The sequence below is a fragment of the Mycobacterium sp. genome, from assembly GCF_004298145.1.
Taxonomy (GTDB): Bacteria; Actinomycetota; Actinomycetes; order Mycobacteriales; family Mycobacteriaceae; genus Mycobacterium.
In genome coordinates this window covers 59139-80512 of record NZ_SCRH01000005.1, presented here as the reverse complement: position 1 = coordinate 80512, position 21374 = coordinate 59139, and the positions used below count along the sequence as shown (strand labels likewise).

The 21374-nt window shown below is 69.1% G+C and carries 22 protein-coding genes and 1 pseudogene; 15 read left to right on the top strand and 8 right to left on the bottom strand.

Translation table 11 applies throughout. The features are described from left to right. The first annotated feature begins 8 nt into the window (after positions 1-8). A complete protein-coding gene (locus tag EPN51_RS01395) occupies positions 9-572 on the top strand; it encodes a DUF3093 family protein (RefSeq protein ID WP_293035205.1) in 564 nt (187 codons plus the stop codon). After that, complete coding sequence (locus tag EPN51_RS01390) at positions 569-829, top strand: hypothetical protein (RefSeq protein WP_293035203.1); 261 nt, start codon at positions 569-571, stop codon at positions 827-829. The genes EPN51_RS01395 and EPN51_RS01390 overlap by 4 nt, the downstream gene beginning before the upstream one ends. Here the strand turns inward: EPN51_RS01390 and EPN51_RS01385 are convergent. Then, positions 813-1253 carry an STAS domain-containing protein gene (locus EPN51_RS01385; protein WP_293035201.1) on the bottom strand — a complete coding sequence of 147 codons (441 nt, stop codon included), beginning with the start codon at positions 1251-1253 and terminating at the stop codon, positions 813-815. The genes EPN51_RS01390 and EPN51_RS01385 overlap by 17 nt on opposite strands. A 359-nt stretch (positions 1254-1612) precedes the next feature. On the opposite strand from EPN51_RS01385, the gene EPN51_RS01380 reads away from it, so the two are divergent. Both EPN51_RS01380 and EPN51_RS01375 read left to right on the top strand, forming a co-directional pair. After that, positions 1613-2851, top strand: coding sequence for an acyltransferase (locus tag EPN51_RS01380; protein ID WP_293035199.1), 1239 nt, complete (start codon positions 1613-1615; stop codon positions 2849-2851). Positions 2852-2941: 90 nt separating this feature from the next. Further along, positions 2942-3628: a GDSL lipase gene (locus EPN51_RS01375; protein WP_293035197.1), complete on the top strand. Its 687-nt coding sequence runs from the start codon at positions 2942-2944 to the stop codon at positions 3626-3628. A 192-nt stretch (positions 3629-3820) separates the two neighbouring features. Here the strand turns inward: EPN51_RS01375 and EPN51_RS01370 are convergent, their stop codons facing one another. Both EPN51_RS01370 and EPN51_RS01365 read right to left on the bottom strand, forming a co-directional pair. After that, positions 3821-5944, bottom strand: a complete 2124-nt coding sequence (locus tag EPN51_RS01370) for an SGNH hydrolase domain-containing protein (RefSeq protein WP_293035431.1) — start codon at positions 5942-5944, stop codon at positions 3821-3823. Positions 5945-5995: 51 nt separating this feature from the next. Continuing rightward, on the bottom strand, positions 5996-6859 hold the full coding sequence (locus tag EPN51_RS01365; RefSeq protein ID WP_293035195.1) for an alpha/beta hydrolase-fold protein: 864 nt from the start codon (positions 6857-6859) through the stop codon (positions 5996-5998). Between the two features lie 393 nt (positions 6860-7252). On the opposite strand from EPN51_RS01365, the gene EPN51_RS01360 reads away from it, so the two are divergent. Further along, positions 7253-8611 carry an amino acid permease gene (locus EPN51_RS01360; RefSeq protein WP_293035193.1) on the top strand — a complete coding sequence of 453 codons (1359 nt, stop codon included), beginning with the start codon at positions 7253-7255 and terminating at the stop codon, positions 8609-8611. Between the two features lie 120 nt (positions 8612-8731). On the opposite strand, the pseudogene EPN51_RS01355 reads toward EPN51_RS01360, so the two are convergent. Both EPN51_RS01355 and EPN51_RS01350 read right to left on the bottom strand, forming a co-directional pair. Beyond that, positions 8732-8869, bottom strand: a pseudogene (locus EPN51_RS01355) (2-dehydropantoate 2-reductase); the annotation flags it as partial. 47 nt (positions 8870-8916) lie between these two features. Next, positions 8917-9312, bottom strand: coding sequence for a nitroreductase family deazaflavin-dependent oxidoreductase (locus tag EPN51_RS01350; RefSeq protein ID WP_293035191.1), 396 nt, complete (start codon positions 9310-9312; stop codon positions 8917-8919). A 101-nt stretch (positions 9313-9413) separates the two neighbouring features. Here EPN51_RS01350 and hemL point away from each other — a divergent pair, with 101 nt between their 5' ends. The 7 genes from hemL to EPN51_RS01315 all read left to right on the top strand — a co-directional run bounded on the left by hemL (position 9414) and on the right by EPN51_RS01315 (position 16784). Next, entirely contained in the window at positions 9414-10763 is a 1350-nt protein-coding gene (gene hemL, locus EPN51_RS01345; protein WP_293035189.1) for a glutamate-1-semialdehyde 2,1-aminomutase, read from the top strand. Continuing rightward, a complete protein-coding gene (locus tag EPN51_RS01340; RefSeq protein WP_293035187.1) occupies positions 10763-11371 on the top strand; it encodes a histidine phosphatase family protein in 609 nt (202 codons plus the stop codon). The genes hemL and EPN51_RS01340 overlap by 1 nt, the downstream gene beginning before the upstream one ends. A gap of 2 nt (positions 11372-11373) precedes the next feature. Further along, positions 11374-11961 (top strand): TlpA disulfide reductase family protein, encoded by a 588-nt coding sequence (locus tag EPN51_RS01335; protein ID WP_293035429.1) that lies wholly within the window; start codon positions 11374-11376, stop codon positions 11959-11961. Next, positions 11958-12749: a cytochrome c biogenesis CcdA family protein gene (locus EPN51_RS01330; protein ID WP_293035185.1), complete on the top strand. Its 792-nt coding sequence runs from the start codon at positions 11958-11960 to the stop codon at positions 12747-12749. Before EPN51_RS01335 ends, EPN51_RS01330 begins: the two co-directional genes overlap by 4 nt. A 59-nt stretch (positions 12750-12808) precedes the next feature. Further along, positions 12809-14422 carry a cytochrome c biogenesis protein ResB gene (locus EPN51_RS01325; protein WP_293035427.1) on the top strand — a complete coding sequence of 538 codons (1614 nt, stop codon included), beginning with the start codon at positions 12809-12811 and terminating at the stop codon, positions 14420-14422. Then, complete coding sequence (gene ccsB / locus EPN51_RS01320; protein ID WP_293035183.1) at positions 14419-15396, top strand: c-type cytochrome biogenesis protein CcsB; 978 nt, start codon at positions 14419-14421, stop codon at positions 15394-15396. The genes EPN51_RS01325 and ccsB overlap by 4 nt, the downstream gene beginning before the upstream one ends. Before the next feature lie 83 nt (positions 15397-15479). After that, the gene (locus EPN51_RS01315; protein ID WP_293035181.1) at positions 15480-16784 is read left to right on the top strand and encodes an AAA family ATPase; all 1305 of its coding nucleotides are present in this window, start codon (positions 15480-15482) and stop codon (positions 16782-16784) included. Positions 16785-16935: 151 nt separating this feature from the next. Here the strand turns inward: EPN51_RS01315 and EPN51_RS01310 are convergent, their stop codons facing one another. Beyond that, positions 16936-17097, bottom strand: a complete 162-nt coding sequence (locus EPN51_RS01310; RefSeq protein WP_085977768.1) for a hypothetical protein — start codon at positions 17095-17097, stop codon at positions 16936-16938. 46 nt (positions 17098-17143) lie between these two features. Between EPN51_RS01310 and EPN51_RS01305 the strand changes: the two genes are divergently transcribed. Beyond that, entirely contained in the window at positions 17144-17518 is a 375-nt protein-coding gene (locus tag EPN51_RS01305) for a DUF4229 domain-containing protein (protein WP_293035178.1), read from the top strand. Positions 17519-17522: 4 nt separating this feature from the next. Here EPN51_RS01305 and EPN51_RS01300 read toward each other — a convergent pair whose 3' ends face one another. After that, positions 17523-18530 carry a beta-ketoacyl-ACP synthase III gene (locus EPN51_RS01300; protein ID WP_293035176.1) on the bottom strand — a complete coding sequence of 336 codons (1008 nt, stop codon included), beginning with the start codon at positions 18528-18530 and terminating at the stop codon, positions 17523-17525. 81 nt (positions 18531-18611) lie between these two features. Continuing rightward, a complete protein-coding gene (locus tag EPN51_RS01295) occupies positions 18612-19484 on the bottom strand; it encodes a 1,4-dihydroxy-2-naphthoate polyprenyltransferase (RefSeq protein ID WP_293035174.1) in 873 nt (290 codons plus the stop codon). Between the two features lie 84 nt (positions 19485-19568). Here EPN51_RS01295 and EPN51_RS01290 point away from each other — a divergent pair, with 84 nt between their 5' ends. Both EPN51_RS01290 and EPN51_RS01285 read left to right on the top strand, forming a co-directional pair. After that, on the top strand, positions 19569-20345 hold the full coding sequence (locus EPN51_RS01290; RefSeq protein WP_293035172.1) for an S-methyl-5'-thioadenosine phosphorylase: 777 nt from the start codon (positions 19569-19571) through the stop codon (positions 20343-20345). Beyond that, entirely contained in the window at positions 20342-21370 is a 1029-nt protein-coding gene (locus tag EPN51_RS01285) for an NAD-dependent epimerase/dehydratase family protein (RefSeq protein WP_293035170.1), read from the top strand. The genes EPN51_RS01290 and EPN51_RS01285 overlap by 4 nt, the downstream gene beginning before the upstream one ends. Positions 21371-21374: the final 4 nt, after the last annotated feature.

The window sequence follows — 21374 nt, the reverse complement described above, 5'->3', positions numbered from 1 at the left end:
GGCTTGGAATGACTATCAGCAGCGACAGCGAACCCCAGTCGTTGTTCTACGAACCCGGTAGCAGCTGGTGGTGGGTGGCATCCGGCCCGGCAGCGGCGGCGGCCATGATCCTGATCGAAATCTGGAGCGGCGCCAAGGTGTCGCTCGTGGTCCCCGCGATCTTCTTGGTGGTGGTGTCGATGTTCGTGGGGTTGCAGGTGAAGGCGGCACGGATCCACGTCTCGGTCGAGCTCACCGAGGACGCACTGCGCCAAGGCACCGAGACCATCTTGGTGCGCGAAATCATCAGGGTGTATCCCGAGGCCGAGAACCACGAGGCCTCCGGCAAGGAGCTGGCACGCTGGCAGTCGGCCCGGGCGCTCGGCGAATTGGCCGGGGTGCCGCGCGGGCGGATCGGCATCGGCCTCAAGCTCACCAATGGGCGTACCGCCCAGGCGTGGGCGGTACGTCACCGTCGGCTGCGCGCGGCCCTGACCCCACTGGTCCAGGAGCGGGTCGAGCCCCCCCGATCCGACGTCATCGACGGTGACCGGGACGACCCCCCCGGTAACCACGCCGGCCCGGCGCAATGATCGCCAGTTACCGGGCGGTGGTCGAGCTCGTCGTGGCGGTGGCCGCGCTGGTGGGTTCGGGAGTGAGCTGGACGCGCTCGCATCACACGGTGAGGGTCGCGCCCATCGCGGACGGGCAGCCCTTCACCACGTCGCTGGTTTACGATCCGCAGCTGTTGCTGCTGACGTTGGTGCTGTTGACGAGCGCCGGGGTGCTGGCGGTCGCGGGAGCGGCCAGGCTGCGGCGTGCGCGCTCTGGCGCTACGACGTCTTCCTGACCAGCCCCAACGCCATCCGGCGGCGGACCACGATGGCGTCGGCCCGATCGCGCAGCGCCTCGTGGACCGAGCGCATCAGCGGAAAACTGGCGTCATGACCGGTGTCTTCGAGCAGCTTGGTGGCCGCTGAGCTGGCTACCAGTGTCCAATCCACCCCGGCGGCGCGACAATCCGCGTCGAACGCGTACAACAGCGAGATGGCGGCCTCAGCAAATTGGCTGACATCGGCGACGTCGAGCACCAGGGGGTTTTCCCCGAGCATGAAACGCCGAATGTGGTGACTGATGCGGCCGACATTGGCGTCATTGATGTCGCCGCGGATATGGACCACGGTCGCCAGGTGGCGATAGTGCGCGCGGACCTGGGCGCCATCGCACTCAAAGACATAGTTGTCGTGGCGACTCTCGGAGCCTGCGATCGCCATGAGGACCCCTCACTCTCCGTGCCGCTCGCGCTGGCTTTGGGGGCCGCCTGCCCGCTCACCAAAGCCGCATTCAACGCTAGGCCGCAAGCCTAAGGAGACCGGTAGCCGCGCCTAACTCTTTGTTAAGAAGCGAATGTGGTTTCCGGGGCGGAGCAAACCTCCGCAATGGGCGTCGAGCATTCCGGGCGGCCCTGAATACCGTCTGCCACACCACAACCGTCCCCGCATGTCGGTCATTGCGCTGCTAGGCTGCCATGGCTGCCGGTTGCTGGTCCGGGGGGCTTGCGAAATGGCGAGATCGCCCGATCAGCCGAGCTGGCAGGAGAACGAAACAGCAGGATCCAGACGGGAAGAGCAGCGTGCGGGGCGGAGAGATCCGGGGCGAAATCAAGGCCCTGACGGGACTCCGTATCGTCGCCGCGGTCTGGGTGGTGCTGTTTCATTTCCGGCCGATGCTCGGCGATGCGTCGCCCGATTTGCGGGATGCCCTCGCACCCGTGCTCAACTGCGGCGCCCAGGGCGTCGACCTCTTCTTCATTCTCAGCGGGTTCGTGCTGACGTACAACTACCTCGACCGCATGGGCCGGTCCTGGTCCGCCCGCGCCACCCTGCATTTCCTGTGGCTGCGGCTGGCCCGGGTGTGGCCGGTGTATCTGGTCACGTTGCACCTGGCCGCCCTGTGGGTGATCTTCACCCTGCACGTCGGTCATGTGCCGTCGCCGGACGCCGCTTCGCTCACCGCGATCAGCTATGTGCGCCAGATCCTGTTGGTGCAGTTGTGGTTTGTCCCTTTCTTCGATGACTCGAGTTGGGATGGGCCGGCCTGGTCGATCAGTGCGGAATGGCTGGCCTACGTGCTCTTCGCCCCGCTGGTGTTGGTGCTGCTGCGGATGAAGCAGGCGACACGGGCGCGCAGCCTGATGGCGCTGGCGTTCGCGGCGTCGTTGCCGCCGGTGGTGATGCTGTTGGCCAGTGGCCACTTCTACACGCCGTGGAGCTGGCTGCCGCGGATCGTCACGCAGTTCACCGCCGGCGCCCTGGCGTGTGTCGCGGTGCGCAGATTGCGGTTGACGGACCGTGGCCGCCGTGTCGCGGGATACATCTCCCTGCTTCTTTTGGCCGCCATGGTGGGCGTCCTGTATTGGTTTGGCGCGCACCCGATATCGGGAGTGGTGGAGAACGACAGCGGCGGCGTCGTCGACGTGTTGTTCGTCCCGCTGGTGATATCGCTGGCCGTCGGCCTGGGAAGCCTGCCGAGGGTGCTGTCGACCCGGGTGATGGTGTACGGCGGCCAGATCTCGTTCTGCCTGTACATGGTGCATGAATTGGTGCACACGTCCTGGGGTTGGGCCGTGGAACAATTCGAGCTCACAACGCAGGACAACCCGTGGAAATGGAACGTCATCGGACTGCTCGCGATTGCCGTGGTCCTCTCGATCGTGTTGTATCACGCCGTCGAAGAGCCGGCCCGACGTTGGATGCGCAAGATGGTCGATGTCAGGGCCGTGACCGCGAGAAGTGATCCCGGCGAATCAACCAACGGCAAGCCGCATCCGATCGACCGTCCGCTGGAAGCGATTTCGGTCCGCGCGGTGTAATGGCTGCTTTTGCGCCCGGCCGCGAATCACGGGCAATATTCGGTGAGAACACGGCGGCACCAGACCATGCCGTTGACAGTGGAGGTAAGAGTGAGTCGTCTGGCCACCTTTCTCATTGGGTTGAGTTTTTTGGGGGGCGTGGGCATCGCATACCCGACGCAGGTGCGCACCTACGAGACGCTGACGCTGGACTTCCGGCTGAATCACCTGGCAGTCATCGGGGATTCGTACACCACCGGCACCGATGAGGGCGGCCTGGGCGCGCGGTCGTGGCCGTCCCGCGCGTGGCAGGCGCTCGGCGCGCGCGGTTCGCGGGTCTCGGCCGACGTGGCGGCCGAGGGCCGCGCCGGTTACGGCGTGCCCGGCGACCACGGCAGTATCTTCGAGGACCTGACCGCCCGGGCGGTCCAGCCCGACGACGCGTTGGTGGTGTTCTTCGGCTCCCGCAACGATCAGGGTGTCGATCCCCTGTTCCTGACCGAAAAGACCCACGCCGCTTTGGATCTGGCGCACCGACTTGCGCCGGCCGCGCGCTTGCTGGTGATCGGCCCGCCGTGGCCGACGGCCGACGTCCCGCCATCGATGTTCCTGATTCGCGACATCCTCGGCGGTGCGGCCGGGGCCGCCGGAGCGACGTTCATCGACCCGATCGCCGAACGCTGGTTCGTCGGCAGGCCCGACCTGATCGGTGCCGACGGTGTACACCCGAACGATGCGGGGCATCAGTACATGGCGGACAAGATCGCACCGCTCATCCGTACGCAGCTGTCGACCTGACCCGCGATCTCAGTCTTCCGCGTGCCGCTGGTAGTCCCATCGCTCCAGGCGATCTTGCAGGTGTAGCAGGCCGACCCCGGCGAGGGGTGCGGCGACTGCGATGCAGACCAGCAGCAGTGGAGACATGACTTAAAACCTCCAAAAACCTTTCACTGATCTGACGTTCGTTCGCCGCAAGAAGTTCATCGCCGTTCACCCGTCCGCCAGGGCGCGATCCGCCAGCGCACCCATCAGCGGTGCCACCAACTGCGCATACTCGGTCGTCACGTGGTTGTCGTCCCGGAACACGAGGGTGTTGCCGACGATCAGCGGGCAGCGGTCGGGAGAGCAGAACAGGTCGGTCAGGTCGGCGTAGTGCCCGCCATTGCCGGTCACCGCCGCCTGCTCGGCGGCGATCCCGTCACCGTTCACCGCCGCGGATCTCGTTGGCGCACAAGCGGTTGCGTCGTCGAGGTGGGCCGACAGACAGGTCGGCGCGGACGAATGCGGGTCGGCGGCGGGCCCCAGCACCAGGACGGTTGCGCCGGTGCCGCGCAATTGCGCCACGGTACGGCCCAAGGTGTCGATCCACGCCGGGTCATAGGAGGTGAAACCGAAGTCCCCGCCGTAGCGCCGGCTCATGTCCAGCACCACCAGCCGCGGGCGCTCGGCGTTCATCCGGGCCATGATCTGGGCGCGCCACTGCGCGCATTCGGTGTACTCGCGGCCCAGATACGGGCTCACGATGTGCAGTTCCTGCAGCGGGCAGGTCACTTTGGCCAGCGTCTGAAGCCGCCAGTGCCGCTGCTCGGCGAGCTGCTCGAACGCCGGGTTCCACATGGCGGCGTGCGAGTCGCCGATCAGGGCGACGGTCGTCGGCGAGGCGGTGTCGCCGGTCGCGCACTCGCTTTGTCCGACGTCGCGCCAGGACCGCACACAGCCGTTGACGAACACCGCGGCCTTGTCGGCCGGCGCCTCGGCAAGCGGCGGGTCCAGGTTCGACGGGACCGCTCGCAGGCCGGCGGCCGCCGCGAGCACGACGCGCGCCTGTTCGAACGCCTGACGAACCGCGGCTTCCCGGGGGCTGAGCGCGGGGACGCCGGCCGGGGGTGCCGCGACGATGTTGGCCCGTGGTGCGGCAACCCCATGACCCACCGGCGCGGGGATCACGTTGAGCAGCAGCATGCATGCGCAGGCGGTGGCGGCGCTGGCGCCGCCCGCCACGGCCAGGCTGACTTTCGCCGATCGGCGCAGGGCCGCGGCGAAGCGGCCGGGGTTCTCGACCAGATGCAGGGTGATGACGGCGAGTCCGGCGGAGACGGCCGTCGCGCTCAGCCTGGCCGGCAGCCCCGCGGGCTCGCCGAGCAGCGCCGGCATCAGCAGCAGCACCGGCCAGTGCCACAGGTACCACGAGTAGGAGATCCGGCCGATGGCGCGCATCGCCGGGCGGCACAGCAGCCGACCGGGTCCGAGTCCGCCGGTGACGGCGCCACCGCCGATGATCAGCGCGGTGCCCAGCACGGGCAGCAGCGCCTCGGTGCCGGGGTACGGGGTGTGGGCGCCCAGCTGGGTGCAGGTCAGCAGGATCAACGCCAGGCCACCCCAGCCGGCGATCGACGCGGTCAGCAGCGACAGCCGGCGCCACTGCCGGATCGACAGGGCGACCAGGCCGCCGGCCGCCAGTTCCCAGGCCCGGGTGGGCAGTGAGAAGAACGCCCACGACGGCGACGTGTGGGTCCACAGCGCGCCGGCCGCCAACGACGCGGCGGCGACCACGGCGAGGACCACCGCGTAAGGCGCGGGGCGCTGCGCGGCGCCGCGCAGGAGCGGGATGCGCCGCGCTGACCAGGCGACGGCGATGATCAGCACCGGCCACACGAGGTAGAACTGTTCCTCCACGCCCAGCGACCAGTAGTGCTGAAACGGTGACGGCGCGTCGGTGGTCAGGTAGTCGGTGCCGTGCAGGGCGAACCGGTAGTTGCCGACGTACAGGGCGCTGGCGATGCCGTCGAGGAACACGCCGCGGGCCTGCAGCGGCGGCAGCACCGCGGCGGCACCGATCGCGGTGATGGCGCCGACGATGGCCGCCGCCGGCAGCAGCCGTCGGGCGCGCGCACCGTAAAAACGGCCCAGTGCAACGGTATTCGTGGTGGTCACTTCCCGGAAGAGCAGCCCGGTGATGAGAAAGCCGGAGATGACGAAGAAGACGTCCACCCCGATGTAACCGCCGCTGACGCCCGGGATGCCGGCGTGGTAGAGCACGACGGCGATCACCGCGACGGCGCGCAGTCCTTCGATGTCGGGCCGGAATCCCCGTCGGGAAGTCCGCCGCTCCACGTGGCGCGGGCTGCCGGCGACTGATTCCTCGCGAAGTGTCATCTGCGTGGGCTAGGTCGCCATCCAGGACAGTTCGCCGGGTAATTGGGTGCGCCAGTAGGCGACGTCGTGGCCGCCGAGCGAGAAGCTGCCTGCCGGTGGAGTTTTCAACTGGTAGACGAATTGCTTGGTGGCGAAATAGAAGCGGTCGAAGTTGCCGCAGTCCACCCGCAGCGGAATCGAATTCAGCGCCGGCAGACCGTGCACGCTGTTCTGCACAAAGTCCTCGTTGCTGTCGAACGCCCCGGGGGCACTTGTCGCGTATGAGGTGTACAACGCCGGGCTGATCGCGCAGATACCGGCGGTCCGTGACGGCCCCAGCTTGGCACCCAGATGAAGCGCCCCGTATCCGCCCATCGACCAGCCCATGAAACCGACCCGGGAGGTGTCGAAACCCATCGTGGACAGCATCGGCAGCAGCTCGTCGAGCACCATCGCGCCGGAGTCCTCGCCGGAAGTCCTTTTGTGCCAGTAGGTGTTGCCACCGTCGACGCCCACCACCGCGAACGGCGGCTTGCCCTCCTTGGCCAGCCGGGTCAGCCCGTCCGGGACGCCCAGGTCGATCATCTGGTTGGCATCGCCGTCCACGCCGTGCAGCGCGATCACGGGACGCAGCTTCCCGGTCTGGCCGGGCGGCATGGCGATCACATAGTTGGTCTTGATGCCCCCGCGGGCGGCCGACACGAACGATCCGGTGAGCCTGGTCGGCAGGGTGCTGCCCGCGGTCGGCGGCTCGAACGGGGCGGGAGCTTGCGGCAGCGTCGCGGCGTGCGACTTGTCCGGAGCCAGCAGCGAGCTGAAGGTGAACACGCCGGCGGTTCCGAGGCTGGCACCGGCGCCCATCCGGAGCACCGCCCGGCGTGTGAGGTCAGGCATGATCGCAATGATGCCGCGCTGAGCGGGTATTACCCGCCGAGCCACGCCGTATTGGAAGCATTGTGTGATCTGGCGTGACCTTTCGGTCACGAAGCGGTGATCTATTTCAGCGTTCGGCGACGGGATCGCTACACATCGTAGCGGCGGCGGCGATGGTTGCCACCACCCACAACATTGCGATCGGATTGCCTTCTGGCGCAGCGGGAGACCTGGCACCGCGGGATGCGGTCTCGAAGGTTTTCCAACCCCGCTTGTGGGCAGCAGATTCAGGCGCGGCGTCAACGGCATCCCTGAACGCGTCCCCGGCTGGTGTCCCGGCGCCCGATGTGTTGTGGTTGATGACCGACACCGGTCGCGGAGATCGCCGGGGATGCGCTCAGGAGGTGGCTGGTCATGGCTGGCACTTCGCAACTGCGCCAAGGGTTGTCGCAGCGACAACTCAGCATGATCGCGCTCGGCGGGGTAATCGGCGCCGGATTGTTCGTCGGATCCGGGGTGGTGATCAAAGACACCGGTCCGGCCGCATTCCTCACGTACGCCCTCTGCGGCCTGCTCATCGTCCTGGTGATGCGGATGCTGGGGGAGATGGCGGCCGCGAACCCGTCGACCGGATCGTTCGCCGACTACGCGGCCACGGCGCTCGGCGGCTGGGCGGGGTTTTCGGTCGCCTGGCTGTATTGGTATTTCTGGGTGATCGTGGTGGGCTTCGAGGCGGTCGCCGGCGGAAAAGTACTCACCTACTGGTTCCACGCCCCGCTGTGGTTGCTGTCGCTGGGCCTGATGCTGTTGATGACCGCGACCAACCTGTTCTCCGTGTCGTCCTTCGGCGAGTTCGAATTCTGGTTCGCCGGAATCAAAGTCGCGACCATCGCGATCTTTCTCGCCGTGGGTACGGCGTATGTCCTGGGATTGATGCCGGGCCATCATGGAGGTCTGGACAACCTGCACTCACACGGCGGTTTCTTTCCGCACGGTGTGGGCGCGGTGTTCGCCGCCATCGTGGTGGTGATCTTCTCCATGGTGGGTGCCGAGATCGTCACCGTCGCCGCGGCGGAAAGTCGCGATCCCGAGCTCGCGGTGCAAAAGGCGACCCGGTCGGTGGTGGCGCGCATCGGCATCTTCTTCGTCGGTTCGGTTTTCCTGCTCGTTGCGGTCCTGCCCTGGGACTCCGTGGAACTCGGCGCTTCGCCGTATGTGGCCGCGCTCAAGCACATGGGGCTGCCCGGGGCGGATCAGGTGATGAACGCGGTCGTGGTCACCGCGGTGCTCTCCTGTTTGAACTCGGGGCTTTACACGGCGTCGCGCATGTTGTTCGTGCTCGCCGACCGGGGCGAGGCACCGATGCGGTTGGTCGAGCTGAGCGGCCGCGGCGTTCCCTACATCGCGATCTTGTGCTCGTCGGCGGTCGGATTCGCGTGCGTCATCCTGGCGCGGGTCGCGCCCAACACGGTGTTTCTGTTCCTGCTCAACTCGTCGGGCGCCGTTATCTTGTTTGTTTACTTGCTGATCGCGTTGTCGCAGATCATCTTGCGCCGCCGGACGCCCGCGGAAAAGCTGACGGTGAAGATGTGGTTCTTCCCGGTGCTGTCGATTCTCACTCTGGCCGCAATCACCGCGGTGTTGGTGCGGATGGCGTTCGATCACGCGGCGCGCAGTCAACTGTGGCTCAGCCTGCTGTCCTGGGCGGTGGTGCTGGGGCTCTACTCCGTGGCCCGGTTCCGCGCCCGGAGCCGGGCGGCCACCGAGGGATGATGTCTTTTCCAACGCGCTATCGGATTCCGTACTCACATGACGGCCGGGTTCTCGATGCCAATGTGGCAGGTGTGACCGAAAAGCCAAGCCCGCGAACCCTTCTGACCGCACCCAGTCAGCCTGCCGTTCGATCGGCGTGATCGAGGCGGTCGGCGTCGCGTTCACCGGGGCCGCCACGCCAACCCGTGCACCCTGGCGTGGCTGCGCGACGTCGATCTCGCTGACCCGGTGCGCCTCGTGGTCCAGCAGCGCATTGGGGACGCGGCCAGGACCCGCGGGATCCGCGATCCGCGTCACCCGGGTTTTCAGGAAGTCCGGGTGAGCAACACCGCCTGCTCGAACGGCAGCCTGGCGAAAACCCGTCGCATCCCGCGCGTGACGTGCGCCGCCGCCTCGTCCCTGGAGACCACGCGCGGATCGGCGATGCCAAAGGTTTTGCCCTTGCTGCGCAGGCGCCCGCCACCCGCCGCGGTCAGATTCTTCAGCCAGTCCCGGTCCGGGCCGTAGGTCAGCACGATCGCCACCCCGGGTTTGCCATCGACGTCGGTGTTGAACACGTTCACCGGTGTGCGGTACGGCTTGCCCGAGCGCCGCCCCACGTGCTCCACGATCCCGAACGACGGGAGCCAACCGGCCCACATCCGCTGAATCGGGTTGGTGACGTGACGGTTGAACCGGGCAAGTCCTTGCGGGAATCGCATACGCCCATCCAACTCGCAGACGCCGGGCCAGGACAACCCCGATACACCTTCTGCTACACCCTGTAGTTGGATGGGTCGCGAAGGCTGGGACACTAGTCGTCATGGGAAGCAGTGACCAGGCGACGGCGCACGCCGCCGGAACCCCCCGGGCAACGGCGGCGTCGGCGCGGTTGTTCGAGGATGCCTGCGCCGTCATTCCCGGCGGGGTGAACTCTCCCGTTCGAGCGTTCACCGCGGTGGGCGGGACGCCACCGTTCATCACGCAGGCACGCGGATGCTGGCTGACCGACGCCGACGGCAACCGGTACGTGGACCTGGTCTGTTCGTGGGGCCCGATGATCCTGGGGCACGCCCACCCCGCCGTGGTCGACGCCGTCGCCAGAGCTGCCGCCTCGGGTCTGTCGTTCGGGGCGCCCACCCCGGCGGAGAGCGAGCTGGCCGCCGAGATGATCGGGCGGGTGGCGCCGGTCGAGCGGATCCGGCTGGTCAACTCCGGCACCGAGGCCACCATGAGCGCGGTGCGGCTGGCCCGCGGCTTCACCGGCCGCGCCAAGGTCATCAAGTTCTCCGGCTGCTACCACGGCCATGTCGACGCGTTGCTCGCCGACGCCGGCTCCGGGGTGGCGACGCTGGGCCTGCCGTCCTCACCCGGGGTCACCGGGGCGACGGCGGCCGACACCATCGTGTTGCCCTACAACGACATCGACGCCGTGCACCAGACCTTCGCCCGGTTCGGCGACCAGATCGCCGCGGTGATCACCGAAGCCAGCCCCGGCAACATGGGGGTCGTTCCCCCCGCGGCCGGCTACAACGCGGCGCTGCGCGCGCTGGCCGTCGAACACGGCGCCCTGCTGATCGTCGACGAGGTGATGACGGGCTTCCGGGTCAGCCGAAGCGGTTGGTACGGAATCGATCCGGTCGACGCCGACCTGTTCACCTTCGGCAAGGTGATGAGCGGCGGCTTGCCGGCCGCCGCCTTCGGTGGGCGGGCCGAGGTGATGGAGCGGCTGGCGCCGCTGGGCCCGGTGTATCAGGCCGGCACCTTGTCGGGAAACCCGGTCGCCATGGCGGCCGGGCTGGCGACGCTGCGCAACGCCGACGCCGACGCCTACGCCGCGCTGGATGCCAACGCGGACCGCCTGGCCGGGCTCTTCTCCGAAGCCCTGACGAATGCCGGTGTGCCACACCAGATTCCGCGTGCCGGCAATATGCTCAGCGTGTTCTTCTCGGACACGCCAGTGACGGACTTCGCGTCCGCACGGGCCACCGAGACCTGGCGTTATCCGCCGTTCTTTCACGCGCTGCTGGACGCGGGCGTTTACCCGCCGTGCAGCGCCTTCGAGGCGTGGTTCGTCTCGACCGCGCTGGACGACGGCGCGTTCGACCGCATCGCCGACGCCCTGCCGGCCGCGGCCCGGGCGGCCGCGGAAGCCGAGGAGGGGAAATCCTGATGGCCGAGCAAACCCGCGTGCACGTCGTGCGGCACGGCGAGGTGTACAACCCGAGCGGCATCCTCTATGGGCGGCTGCCCGGGTTTCACCTGTCCGAGGCGGGCCGGGCGCAGGCGGCCGCGGTGGCCGACACGCTCGCCGACCGCGACATCGTCGCGGTCATCGCCTCGCCCCTGCAACGGGCCCAGGAAACCGCCGCGCCCATCGCCGCCAAGCACAGCCTTCCCGTCGACAGCGACCCGGACCTGATCGAGTCCGCCAACTTCTTCCAGGGCCGCCGCGTCAGCCCCGGCGACGGCGCCTGGCGCGACCCGCGGGTGTGGTGGCAGCTGCGCAACCCTTTCCGGCCGTCCTGGGGTGAGCCCTACGCCGAGATCGCGGCCCGGATGGAGACGGCGGTCGACAAGGCCCGCGCCCGCGGCACCGGCCACGAGGTGTTGTGCGTCAGCCACCAGCTGCCGGTGTGGACGCTGCGCCTGCACCTCACCGGTCAGCGGCTGTGGCACGACCCGCGGCGACGGCAATGCGGCCTCGCGTCGGTGACGACCCTCGTCTACGACGGCGACCGGCTGGTCGACGTCGAGTACTGCCAGCCGGCGGCGCCGTGATCATCTGGCGACAGGCGCTGGCCGGGGTGCTGCTGACGAGCCTGCTCGCCGGCTGTTCCGCCGGCCATGACGCGGTCGCCCAGGGCGGCACCTTCGAATTCGTGTCGCCCGGCGGCAAGACCGACATCTACTACAACCCGCCGTCCAGCCGTGGCCGCCCCGGCCCACTGTCCGGCCCCGACCTGGCCGACCCCGGGCACACGCTGTCGCTGGACGATCCGATCTTCGCCGGCCGGGTCGTGGTCATCAACGTCTGGGGGCAGTGGTGCGGACCGTGCCGGGCCGAGGTCAGCCAGCTCCAGCAGGTGTATGACGCCACCCGCGGCGCCGGGGTGTCCTTTCTGGGCATCGACGTCCGCGACAACAACCGGCAAGCGGCGCTGGACTTCGTGAACGATCGGCACGTCACGTTCCCGTCGATCTACGACCCGGCCATGCGCACCCTGATCGCGTTCGGTGGCCGCTACCCCACCACCGTGATCCCGTCCACGCTGATCCTGGACCGCCAGCACCGCGTCGCGGCGGTCTTCCTGCGCGAAATGCTGGCGGCCGACCTGCAGCCCGTGGTGCAGCGAATGGCGCAAGAATGACCGGCTTCACCCAGATCGCCGCCGCCGGGCCGCTTGTGGTGGCGCTCGGCGTGTGCCTGCTGGCCGGGCTGGTGTCGTTCGCCTCACCCTGCGTGGTGCCATTGGTGCCCGGTTATCTCTCGTACCTGGCCGCGGTCGTCGGCGTTGACGAACAGCCGCCCCCGGGAACGAACTCCACCTTGTGGCGCCCCCCGAGTTCTGCCCGGTGGCGGGTCGCCGGCTCGGCGGCACTGTTCGTCGCCGGGTTCACCACGGTGTTCGTGCTCGGCACCGTCGCCGTCCTCGGCATGACGACCACGCTGATCACCAACCAGCTGCTGCTGCAGCGGGCCGGCGGCGTGCTGACCATCGTGATGGGGCTGGTGTTCGTCGGGCTCGTCCCGGCCCTGCAACGCCAGGCCCGGTTCAGCCCGCGGCAGCTGACCACGGTCGCCGGGGCGCCGGTGCTGGGCGCGGTGTTCGCCTTGGGCTGGACGCCGTGCCTGGGGCCGACGCTGGCCGGCGTGATCACCGTCGCCTCGGCCACCGACGGCGCCAGCGTGGCGCGCGGAACCGTGTTGGTGATCGCGTACTGCCTGGGCCTGGGCATCCCGTTCGTGCTGCTGGCACTCGGCTCGGCGGGCGCGGTGGCGGGAATGGGCTGGCTGCGCCGGCACACCCGGGCCATCCAGGTGTTCGGCGGCGCGCTGCTGATCACGGTCGGTGCCCTGCTGGTCACCGGCGTGTGGAACGACTTCGTCTCCTGGCTGCGCGACGCGTTCGTGTCCGACGTGAGGCTGCCGATTTGAGGCAACTCCTCGTGGGGCTCGTTCAAAAGGGTCGCAATACCTGGCGCGCGTTGACGTCCATGGGCACCGCGCTCGTGCTGTTGTTCCTGCTCGCGCTCGGCGCGATACCCGGGGCGCTGGCGCCGCAGCGCAGCCTCAACGCCGGCAAGGTCGACGACTACCTGAAAGCCCACCCGGTGATCGGGCCGTGGCTGGATCGGTTGCAGGCCTTCAATGTGTTCTCCAGCTTCTGGTTCACCGCCATCTACGTGCTGCTGTTCGTGTCGCTGGTCGGCTGCGTCACCCCGCGAATGATCGAGCATGTCCGCGGCCTGCGGTCCACCCCGGTCGCCGCCCCGCGCAACCTGGTCCGGCTGCCCAAGTACTCCAGTCAGCACATCCAGGCCAGCGCCGAAGAGCTGAACACCCTGGCCAACGCGATCACCGGCCGGCTGCGCGGCTGGCGCACCGCCATCCGGCACCGCGACGGCGCCGACCCAGCGGGTGCGGAAGTCGTGGAGGTGTCCGCCGAGAAGGGCTACCTGCGCGAATTCGGCAACATCCTCTTCCACTTCTCCCTGCTGGGCCTGCTGGCCGCGGTGGCGGCCGGCAAGCTGTTCGGCTACGAAGGCAACGTGATCGTCATCGCCGACGGCGGCCCGGGCTTCTGCTCCGCGTCACCCGCCGCGTTCGACTCGTTCCGGGCCGGCAACACCGTCGACGGCACCTCGCTGCACCCGCTGTGCATCCGGGTCGACGACTTCGTGGCGCACTACCTGCCGTCCGGGCAGGCCACCTCGTTCGCCGCGCACATCGACTATCAGTCCGGCGAGGACCTGACCGCCAACACCTGGCGGCACTACGAGCTGGAGGTCAACCACCCGCTGCGGCTCGGCGGTGATCGCGTGTACCTGCAGGGGCACGGCTACGCGCCCACCTTCAGCGTCACTTTCCCGGACGGGCAGATCCGCACGTCGACCATGCAGTGGCGACCGGACAATCCGCAAACCCTGCTCTCGTCGGGCGTGGCGCGGATCGATCCGCCGGCCGGCAGCTACCCCAATCCCGCGGAGCGCCGCAAGCATCAGATCGCCATCCAGGGCCTGCTGGCGCCGACCGAACAGCTGGACGGCGCGCTCCTGTCGTCGCGCTTCCCGGCACTGAACGCCCCCGCGGTGGCCGTCGACATCTACCGCGGCGACACCGGCCTGGACACCGGGCGGCCGCAGTCGCTGTTCACCCTGGATCCCCGGCTGATCGAGCAGGGCCGGCTGATCAAGGAGAAGCGGGTCAACCTGCGCGCGGGCCAGGCGGTGCGGATCGACCAGGGGCCGGCGGCCGGCACCGTGGTCCGCTTCGACGGCGCCGTGCCGTTCGTCAACTTGCAGGTCTCCCATGACCCGGGCCAGACGTGGGTGCTCGTCTTCGCGATCACGATGATGGGCGGTCTGCTGGTGTCGCTGCTGGTGCGCCGCCGCCGGGTGTGGGTCCGTCTGACGCCGGACGCCGGCGGGGCACCCGGTACGGTGAACGTCGAGCTGGGCGGCCTCGCGCGAACCGACAACTCCGGGTGGGGCGACGAGTTCGAGCGATTGACCGAGCGGTTGCTGGACGGACTGGGCGTGCCCGGCGCGGAGGGTCGCGCCGAGACGCCCCCGGTGTCCCAAAGGAGTTCTCAGGTGGACGTCACATGAACACACTGCACGTCGACATCGAGCTGGCGCGCTACTCGGACTGGGCGTTCACGTCGGCCGTCGTCACCCTGGTCATCGCCCTGCTGCTGTTGGCCATCGAGCTGGCGTACGCGGGCGGGCGTCGCGCGGATCAGCGCGACCGGGTGCTGGCCGGTTCGGTCAGCTCCGACTCCACCACCCCCGGCGTGGTCGAAGAGGCAGCCCAGCGCCCGATCGACGAGCGCGTCGGCCGTGCCGGGTTGTCCGTGGTTTACCTGGGCACCGGCCTGCTGCTGGCGTGCCTGGTGCTGCGCGGCCTGGCCACGGTGCGGGTGCCGTGGGGCAACATGTACGAATTCATCAACCTGACCTGCCTGTGCGGGTTGATCGCCGGGGCGGTGGTGCTGCGCCGCCCCCAATACCGCCCGCTGTGGGTTTTTCTGCTGCTGCCGGTGCTGATCCTGCTCACGGTGTCGGGACGCTGGCTTTACACCAATGCCGCACCGGTGATGCCCGCGCTGCAGTCCTACTGGCTGCCCATCCACGTGTCGGTGGTCAGCCTGGGATCCGGGGTGTTCCTGGTCGCCGGGATCGCCAGCATCCTGTTCCTGCTGCGCACCTCGCGGCTGGGCGATCCCGATGACGACAGCGCGCCGGCCCGGCTGCTGCGGCGCTTCCCCGACGCGGAGACCCTGGACCGCATCGCCTACCGCACCACGATCTTCGCGTTCCCGGTGTTCGGTTTCGGGGTCATTTTCGGGGCCATCTGGGCGGAAGAAGCCTGGGGCAGATATTGGGGCTGGGACCCCAAAGAGACCGTGTCCTTCGTCGCGTGGGTGATCTACGCCGCCTACCTGCACGCCAGGTCGACCGCCGGCTGGCGGGACAGGAAAGCCGCCTGGATCAATGTCGCAGGGTTTGTAGCCATGATCTTCAATTTGTTCTTCGTTAACCTGGTCACTGTCGGCCTGCATTCTTACGCGGGCGTGGGGTGAGGGTGAACTAGGTGAACAACCGCCCCGAATAAGGCACAAAAGGGAATAGCGCACACCGAGGCCGCACAACAAGGGGGAATGCAGTGTCCGAGCATCCAACGACGGGCGTGGGGCCGCCCGAACAACCGACCACGCAAATTCCCCCACAGACGTCATCGGCGACCGGCCAGCAGGAGAGCGGCGAAGGGCAGTCGGATTCGGGCGGCGACGCCCCAACTCGCGTCTTCGCCGGATTCCGCACCGAACGCCGCGTCCCCGGACCCGAGCACCAGGAGCCGGCCCCGCCCACGGCACCCCGACCCGGCATGCCGCCGTGGGACTCCACACCGGTCACCGGTATCCCGCGCGTCGACCCCACCGCCTACGGCGCCTACTACGCCGGGCCGGACGCGCCGCCCACGCAGATGCGGGGGGTGCCGCAGCGTCCCGAGCACCTGCCACACACGCCGTATCCGGAACTGTCCACCGGCATGCTGTTGCGGCCGGTTCAGCCGCCGCCGTCCGACGGGTGGCGCCTGCTGCTGTACAAGATGTCGGGCGGGCTCATCAACCTGGGTGAAAGCCCCCGCGCGAGCCGGTACAACAACCTGGTCGCCCAGGTGAACCGTCCGTTGCGGGGCTCGTATCGGGTGGCGTTCCTGTCGTTGAAGGGCGGGGTCGGCAAGACGACGATCGCCGCGACGCTGGGCGCCACCTTTGCGTCCATCCGCGGTGACCGGGTGGTGGCCGTGGACGCCAACCCCGACCGCGGCACGCTGAGCCAGAAGATCCCGCTGGAGACAGCGGCGACGGTGCGTCAGCTGCTGCACGACGCCGGAACCATCGAGCGCTACAGCGATGTGCGCCGCTACACCTCGAAGGGGCCCAGCGGCCTGGAGGTGCTCGCGTCGGAGACGGACCCCGCCATCTCGGAGGCGTTCAGCGCCGAGGACTACGCGCGGATCCTGGAAATCCTGGAACGGTTCTACGGCCTGGTGCTCACCGACTGCGGCCCCGGGTTGCTGCACTCGGTGATGACGTCGGTGCTGGACAAGGCCGACGCCCTGGTGGTGGTCAGCTCGGCGTCCATCGACGGCGCGCGCAGCGCGTCGGCGACGCTGGACTGGCTGGACGCCCATGGCCACGAAGACCTGGTCCGCAATGCGATCGCCGTCATCAACGGGGTGCGCCCACGCCCGGGCAAGGTCGACATGAACAAGGTGATCGACCACTTCTCCCGGCGCTGCCGCGCGGTCCAGCTGGTGCCGTTCGACCCGCACCTCGAGGAGGGCGCCGAGATCGACCTCGACCGGTTGCGGCGCGAGACCCGCGAAGCGCTCACCGAGCTGGCCGCCATCGTCGCCGACGGTTTCCCCGGTGACCAGCGCAACCCGGGCGTCCTGGGCTAGCGGCGGTCGCAAGGGCGGCGAAGCCGGGTGCGGCGGGCCGCCGCCATGAAGCTAGCGGCGGTCGCAAGGGCGGCGAAGCCGGGTGCGGCGGGCCGCCGCCATGAAGCTAGCGGCGGTCGCAAGGGCGGCGAAGCCGGGTGCGGCGGGCCGCCTAGCGCGGGTTGTTGTCGCCGTGGCCCAACCGCCGCAAGAAATCCGGGTCGTCGTCGGGCCCGATGACACGCGTCTTCGGTCGGTGGGCCTGCGACCGCGCCGCACGCCAGCCGACGTAGATCAGCGTTCCTAAAATCACGACGAGCAGCAGGTAGAGCACGCAACACCTCCTTCGGGCGAATATACCCGCGCCGTAGGCTCTGGCTGTGTCACAACAAGGTAGCGACAACAGCACCGGGAGCCCGCGGAACGACGCCGGCGGCGAGGGCGTTGCGGAAAGCCACGTCCTCCTCCATGTCTTGGTCTACTCGGCGGCGCGGTTGCTGCTGGCGGTCGTGCTCACCGCCGTGATCTACGGTGTCGCGCGCTTGGCGGGCATCGCCCAGTTCCCGCTCGTGGTGGCCGCGCTGTTCGGTCTGGTCATCGCGATGCCGCTGGGCATCTGGGTGTTCGGCCCGCTGCGCCGGCGCGCCACCGCCGCGCTGGCGATCGCCGGAGAACGGCGCCGCCGGGAGCGCGAGGTGCTACAGGCCCGGCTGCGTGGGGACGCGACACCCGACGAGCCCCGCGACGACGAGTGACGGCTCAGCCGTGCGGCAGCCGCACGACCTGGGCGGCATAGCTCAGGCCGGCGCCGTAACCGATCAGCAGGGCCAGGTCGCCGGCCTTGGCGGCACCCGTCGCCAGCACCTCGGCCATGGCCAACGGGATGGACGCCGCCGACGTGTTGCCGGTGTGCTCGATGTCGTTGGCGAGCACCGCGTCCGGCCGCAGCTCGAGGCTCCTGGCCAGGAGCTCGTTGATTCGGCTGTTGGCTTGGTGCGGCACAAAGACGTCGATCTCGTCGGGCCGGATTCCCGCCGCGTCCATGGCCTGCTGGCCGACTTTGCCCATCTCGAATGCCGCCCACCGGAAGACCGCGCTGCCCTCGAGCCGCAGGTACGGGCGCGGACCGGTCGGATTCTCCAGGTAGTCGAGCCAGTCGATGTCCTGGCGGATCGCCCCGGCCTGGTTGCCGTCGCTGCCCCAGACGGTCGGCCCGATGCCTTGGTCGGGCGTCTCGCCCACCACCATTCCGGCCGCGCCGTCGGCGAAGATGAAGCAGTTGCTGCGGTCTTGCATGTCGATGGTGGGTGACAGCTTCTCCGAGCCCAGGACCAACACCTTGGCGGCGGTCCCGCCGCGAATCATGTCGGCCGCGACGCCGAGCGCGTAGCCGAATCCGGCGCATCCGGCCGAGATGTCGAAGGCGGGCACGCCGGCGGCACCCAGTGCCGCCGCGACCGCCGGGGCGCACGCAGGCGTCTGCAGCAGGTGGGTGCTGGTGGCGACGATGACGCAGTCGATGTCGGACGCCTCGAGGGAGGCCTTGGCGATGGCCTCCCGCCCGGCCTCGGTCGCCATGGAGGCGGCGGATTCGTCGCGCGCCGCGAATCGGCGCGTCTTGATTCCGGTCCGCGAATAGATCCACTCGTCGGACGAGTCGATGTTTTCGCATAGTTCGTCGTTGGTCACCACCCGTGCGGGGCGGTATGACCCGACGCTGAGCAAGCCGATGTTGGTGGGCCCGCTGGTCGCGGCAATCTGCTTCATTGCGGTCCTTCGCTATCCCCGAGCAGACGCAAAAGTACCCCAGAAGCGGGGCGCTCGGGGGCCTTTGCGTCTGCCTGCACTCTAGGCGCCCATCGCCAGCGCCGCGGCCACCGCGATCGCCCATACGACCATCGCCAGGCCGGTATCGCGCAGCACCGGGATCAGCTCCGGGCCGCCGCGGCCGGATCGCACCGGGGTCACGGCGCGCAGGGCCAGCGGCGTGGCCACCAGTCCCGCGGCGCACCATGGCGTGGCCACCATCAGCACCAGGGTGAGCGCTCCGGCGGTCCCCAGCAGCGCCTGATACAGAATGCGGGTGCGCGCATCGCCCAACCGCACCGCGAGGGTGATCTTGCCCGACCGCGCGTCGGTGGGGATGTCGCGCAGGTTGTTGGCCACCAGCACCGACGAGGACAGCGCCCCGATCGACACCGCCAGCACCAGGCCCACCCAGTCCACCCGCAACGCCTGGGTGTACTCGGTGCCGAGCACCGCGACCAGGCCGAAGAACAGGAACACCGCGACCTCGCCAAAACCGGCGTACCCGTACGGTTTCGACCCGCCGGTGTACAGCCACGCCCCGGCGATGCAGGCCGCGCCCACCGCGATCAGCCACGGGGCGCTGAACAGCGCCAGCACGCACCCGGCCAGCGCGCCGATCGTCAGGCTCGCCACGGCGGCGCTCAGCACCGCGCGCGGCGCCGCCAGCCGCGAGCCGACCAGGCGCACCGGGCCGGCCCGGTCGTCGTCGGTGCCGCGGATGCCGTCGGAGTAGTCGTTGGCGTAGTTGACGCCGACGGTCAACGCGAGCGCGACGGCCAGTGCCAGCAGCGCCTTCCACCACACCGCGGATCCCAGCCAGGCCGCGGCGCCGGTGCCGGCCACGACCGGCGCCACCGCGTTGGGCAACGTCCGCGGCCGTGCACCGGAAATCCACTGCCCGAGATTGGCCACAGCGCCATCCTGCCAGGATGCGGGCCGCGGATCCGCGGGCCCCGCACGCGCGGCCACACCCGGGTCATGCACGACAATGGTCGGATGCTCGGAGTCATCGGCGGCAGCGGTTTCTACACCTTCTTCGGGTCCGACGCCGACGACGTCACGGTCGACACCCCCTACGGACAGCCCAGCGCCCCGGTCACCGTGGGCGCCGTCGGGGGACACGAGGTCGCGTTCCTGCCCCGCCACGGCGCCAAGCACGAATTCTCCGCGCACACCGTGCCGTACCGGGCCAACATGTGGGCCCTGCGCAAACTCGGCGTGCGGCGGGTGCTCGCGCCGTGCGCGGTCGGCAGCCTCAAGCCTGAACTCGGGCCGGGCGCCATCGTGGTGCCCGATCAGCTGGTCGACCGCACCCGGGGCCGCGCCGACACCTATTTCGACTCCGGCGGGATCCACGTCGACTTCGCCGACCCGTACTGCCCGACGCTGCGCGCCGCGGTCACCGACCTCCCCGATGTGGTCGACGGCGGCACCATCGTGGTGATCCAGGGGCCGCGCTTTTCCACCCGCGCTGAGAGCCAATGGTTCGCCGCCGCCGGGTTTTCACTGGTGAACATGACCGGATATCCGGAGGCGGTGCTCGCTCGGGAACTCGAAATCTGTTATGCGACAATTGCTTTGGTGACCGATCTGGATGCCGGCGTGAGCGAGGGGGAGGGCGTGCGGACCGTCGACGTGTTCGCCGAATTCGAACGGAACATCGGAGCGTTCAAGGCCCTGGTGCGCGCGGCCATCGGCCAACTCGGCGCCGATCGCACCTGCACGCACTGCCTGCCGCACACCGGCGTGACGCTGCCCGTCGAGCTGCCATGAGGGTGCTGTTGACCGGGGCGGCCGGTTTCATCGGTTCGCGGGTGGGCGCCGCGCTGCGGGCCGCGGGGCACGACGTCGTCGCCGTCGATGTCCTGCTGCCCGCCGCGCACGGCCCAAACGCGGTGTTGCCGAAGGGATGTCACCGGGTCGACGTGCGCGACGCCGACGCGCTGGCCCCGCTTCTGGCCGGCGTGGACGTGGTGTGTCATCAGGCGGCGATGGTGGGTGCGGGTGTGGACGCCGCCGACGCGCCCGCCTACGGCGGCCACAACGATCTGGCCACCACGGTGTTGCTGGCGCAGATGTTCGCCGCCGGGGTGCGGCGCCTGGTGCTGGCGTCGTCGATGGTGGTGTACGGGCAGGGAAGCTACCACTGCCAACGGCACGGACGCGTCGACCCGCTGCCGCGGCGGCGCGCGGACCTCGACGCCGGGATCTTCGAGCACCGGTGCCCGGCGGGCGGGGAGGAGCTGGCCTGGCGGCTCGTCGACGAGGACGCTTGTCTGGCGCCGCGCAGCCTGTACGCGGCCAGCAAGACCGCGCAGGAGCATTACGCGCTGGCCTGGTCGGAGGCCACCGGCGGCTCGGTGGTGGCGCTGCGCTACCACAACGTCTACGGTCCCGGCATGCCGCGCGACACCCCCTATTCGGGCGTGGCGGCCATCTTCCGGTCATCGCTGGAAAAGGGCGATCCGCCAAGGGTTTTCGAAGACGGCGGGCAGATGCGCGACTTCGTGCATGTCGATGACGTGGCTGCCGCCAATGTCGCGGCGTTACCACACGACGAGGGTTTCCTCGCGGTCAATATCTGTTCGGGACAACCCATTTCGATATTGGAGGTGGCCGCAGCGCTGTGCGACGCACGCGGCGGTTCGCTGTCCCCGGTCGTCACCGGCCAGTACCGCAGCGGCGACGTGCGCCATATCGTCGCCGACCCGTCGCGGGCCGCCGAGGTGTTGGGGTTTCGCGCGGTGATCCCACCGGCCGACGGGTTGCGCGAATTCGCGTTCGCGTCGCTGCGGTGAGCCT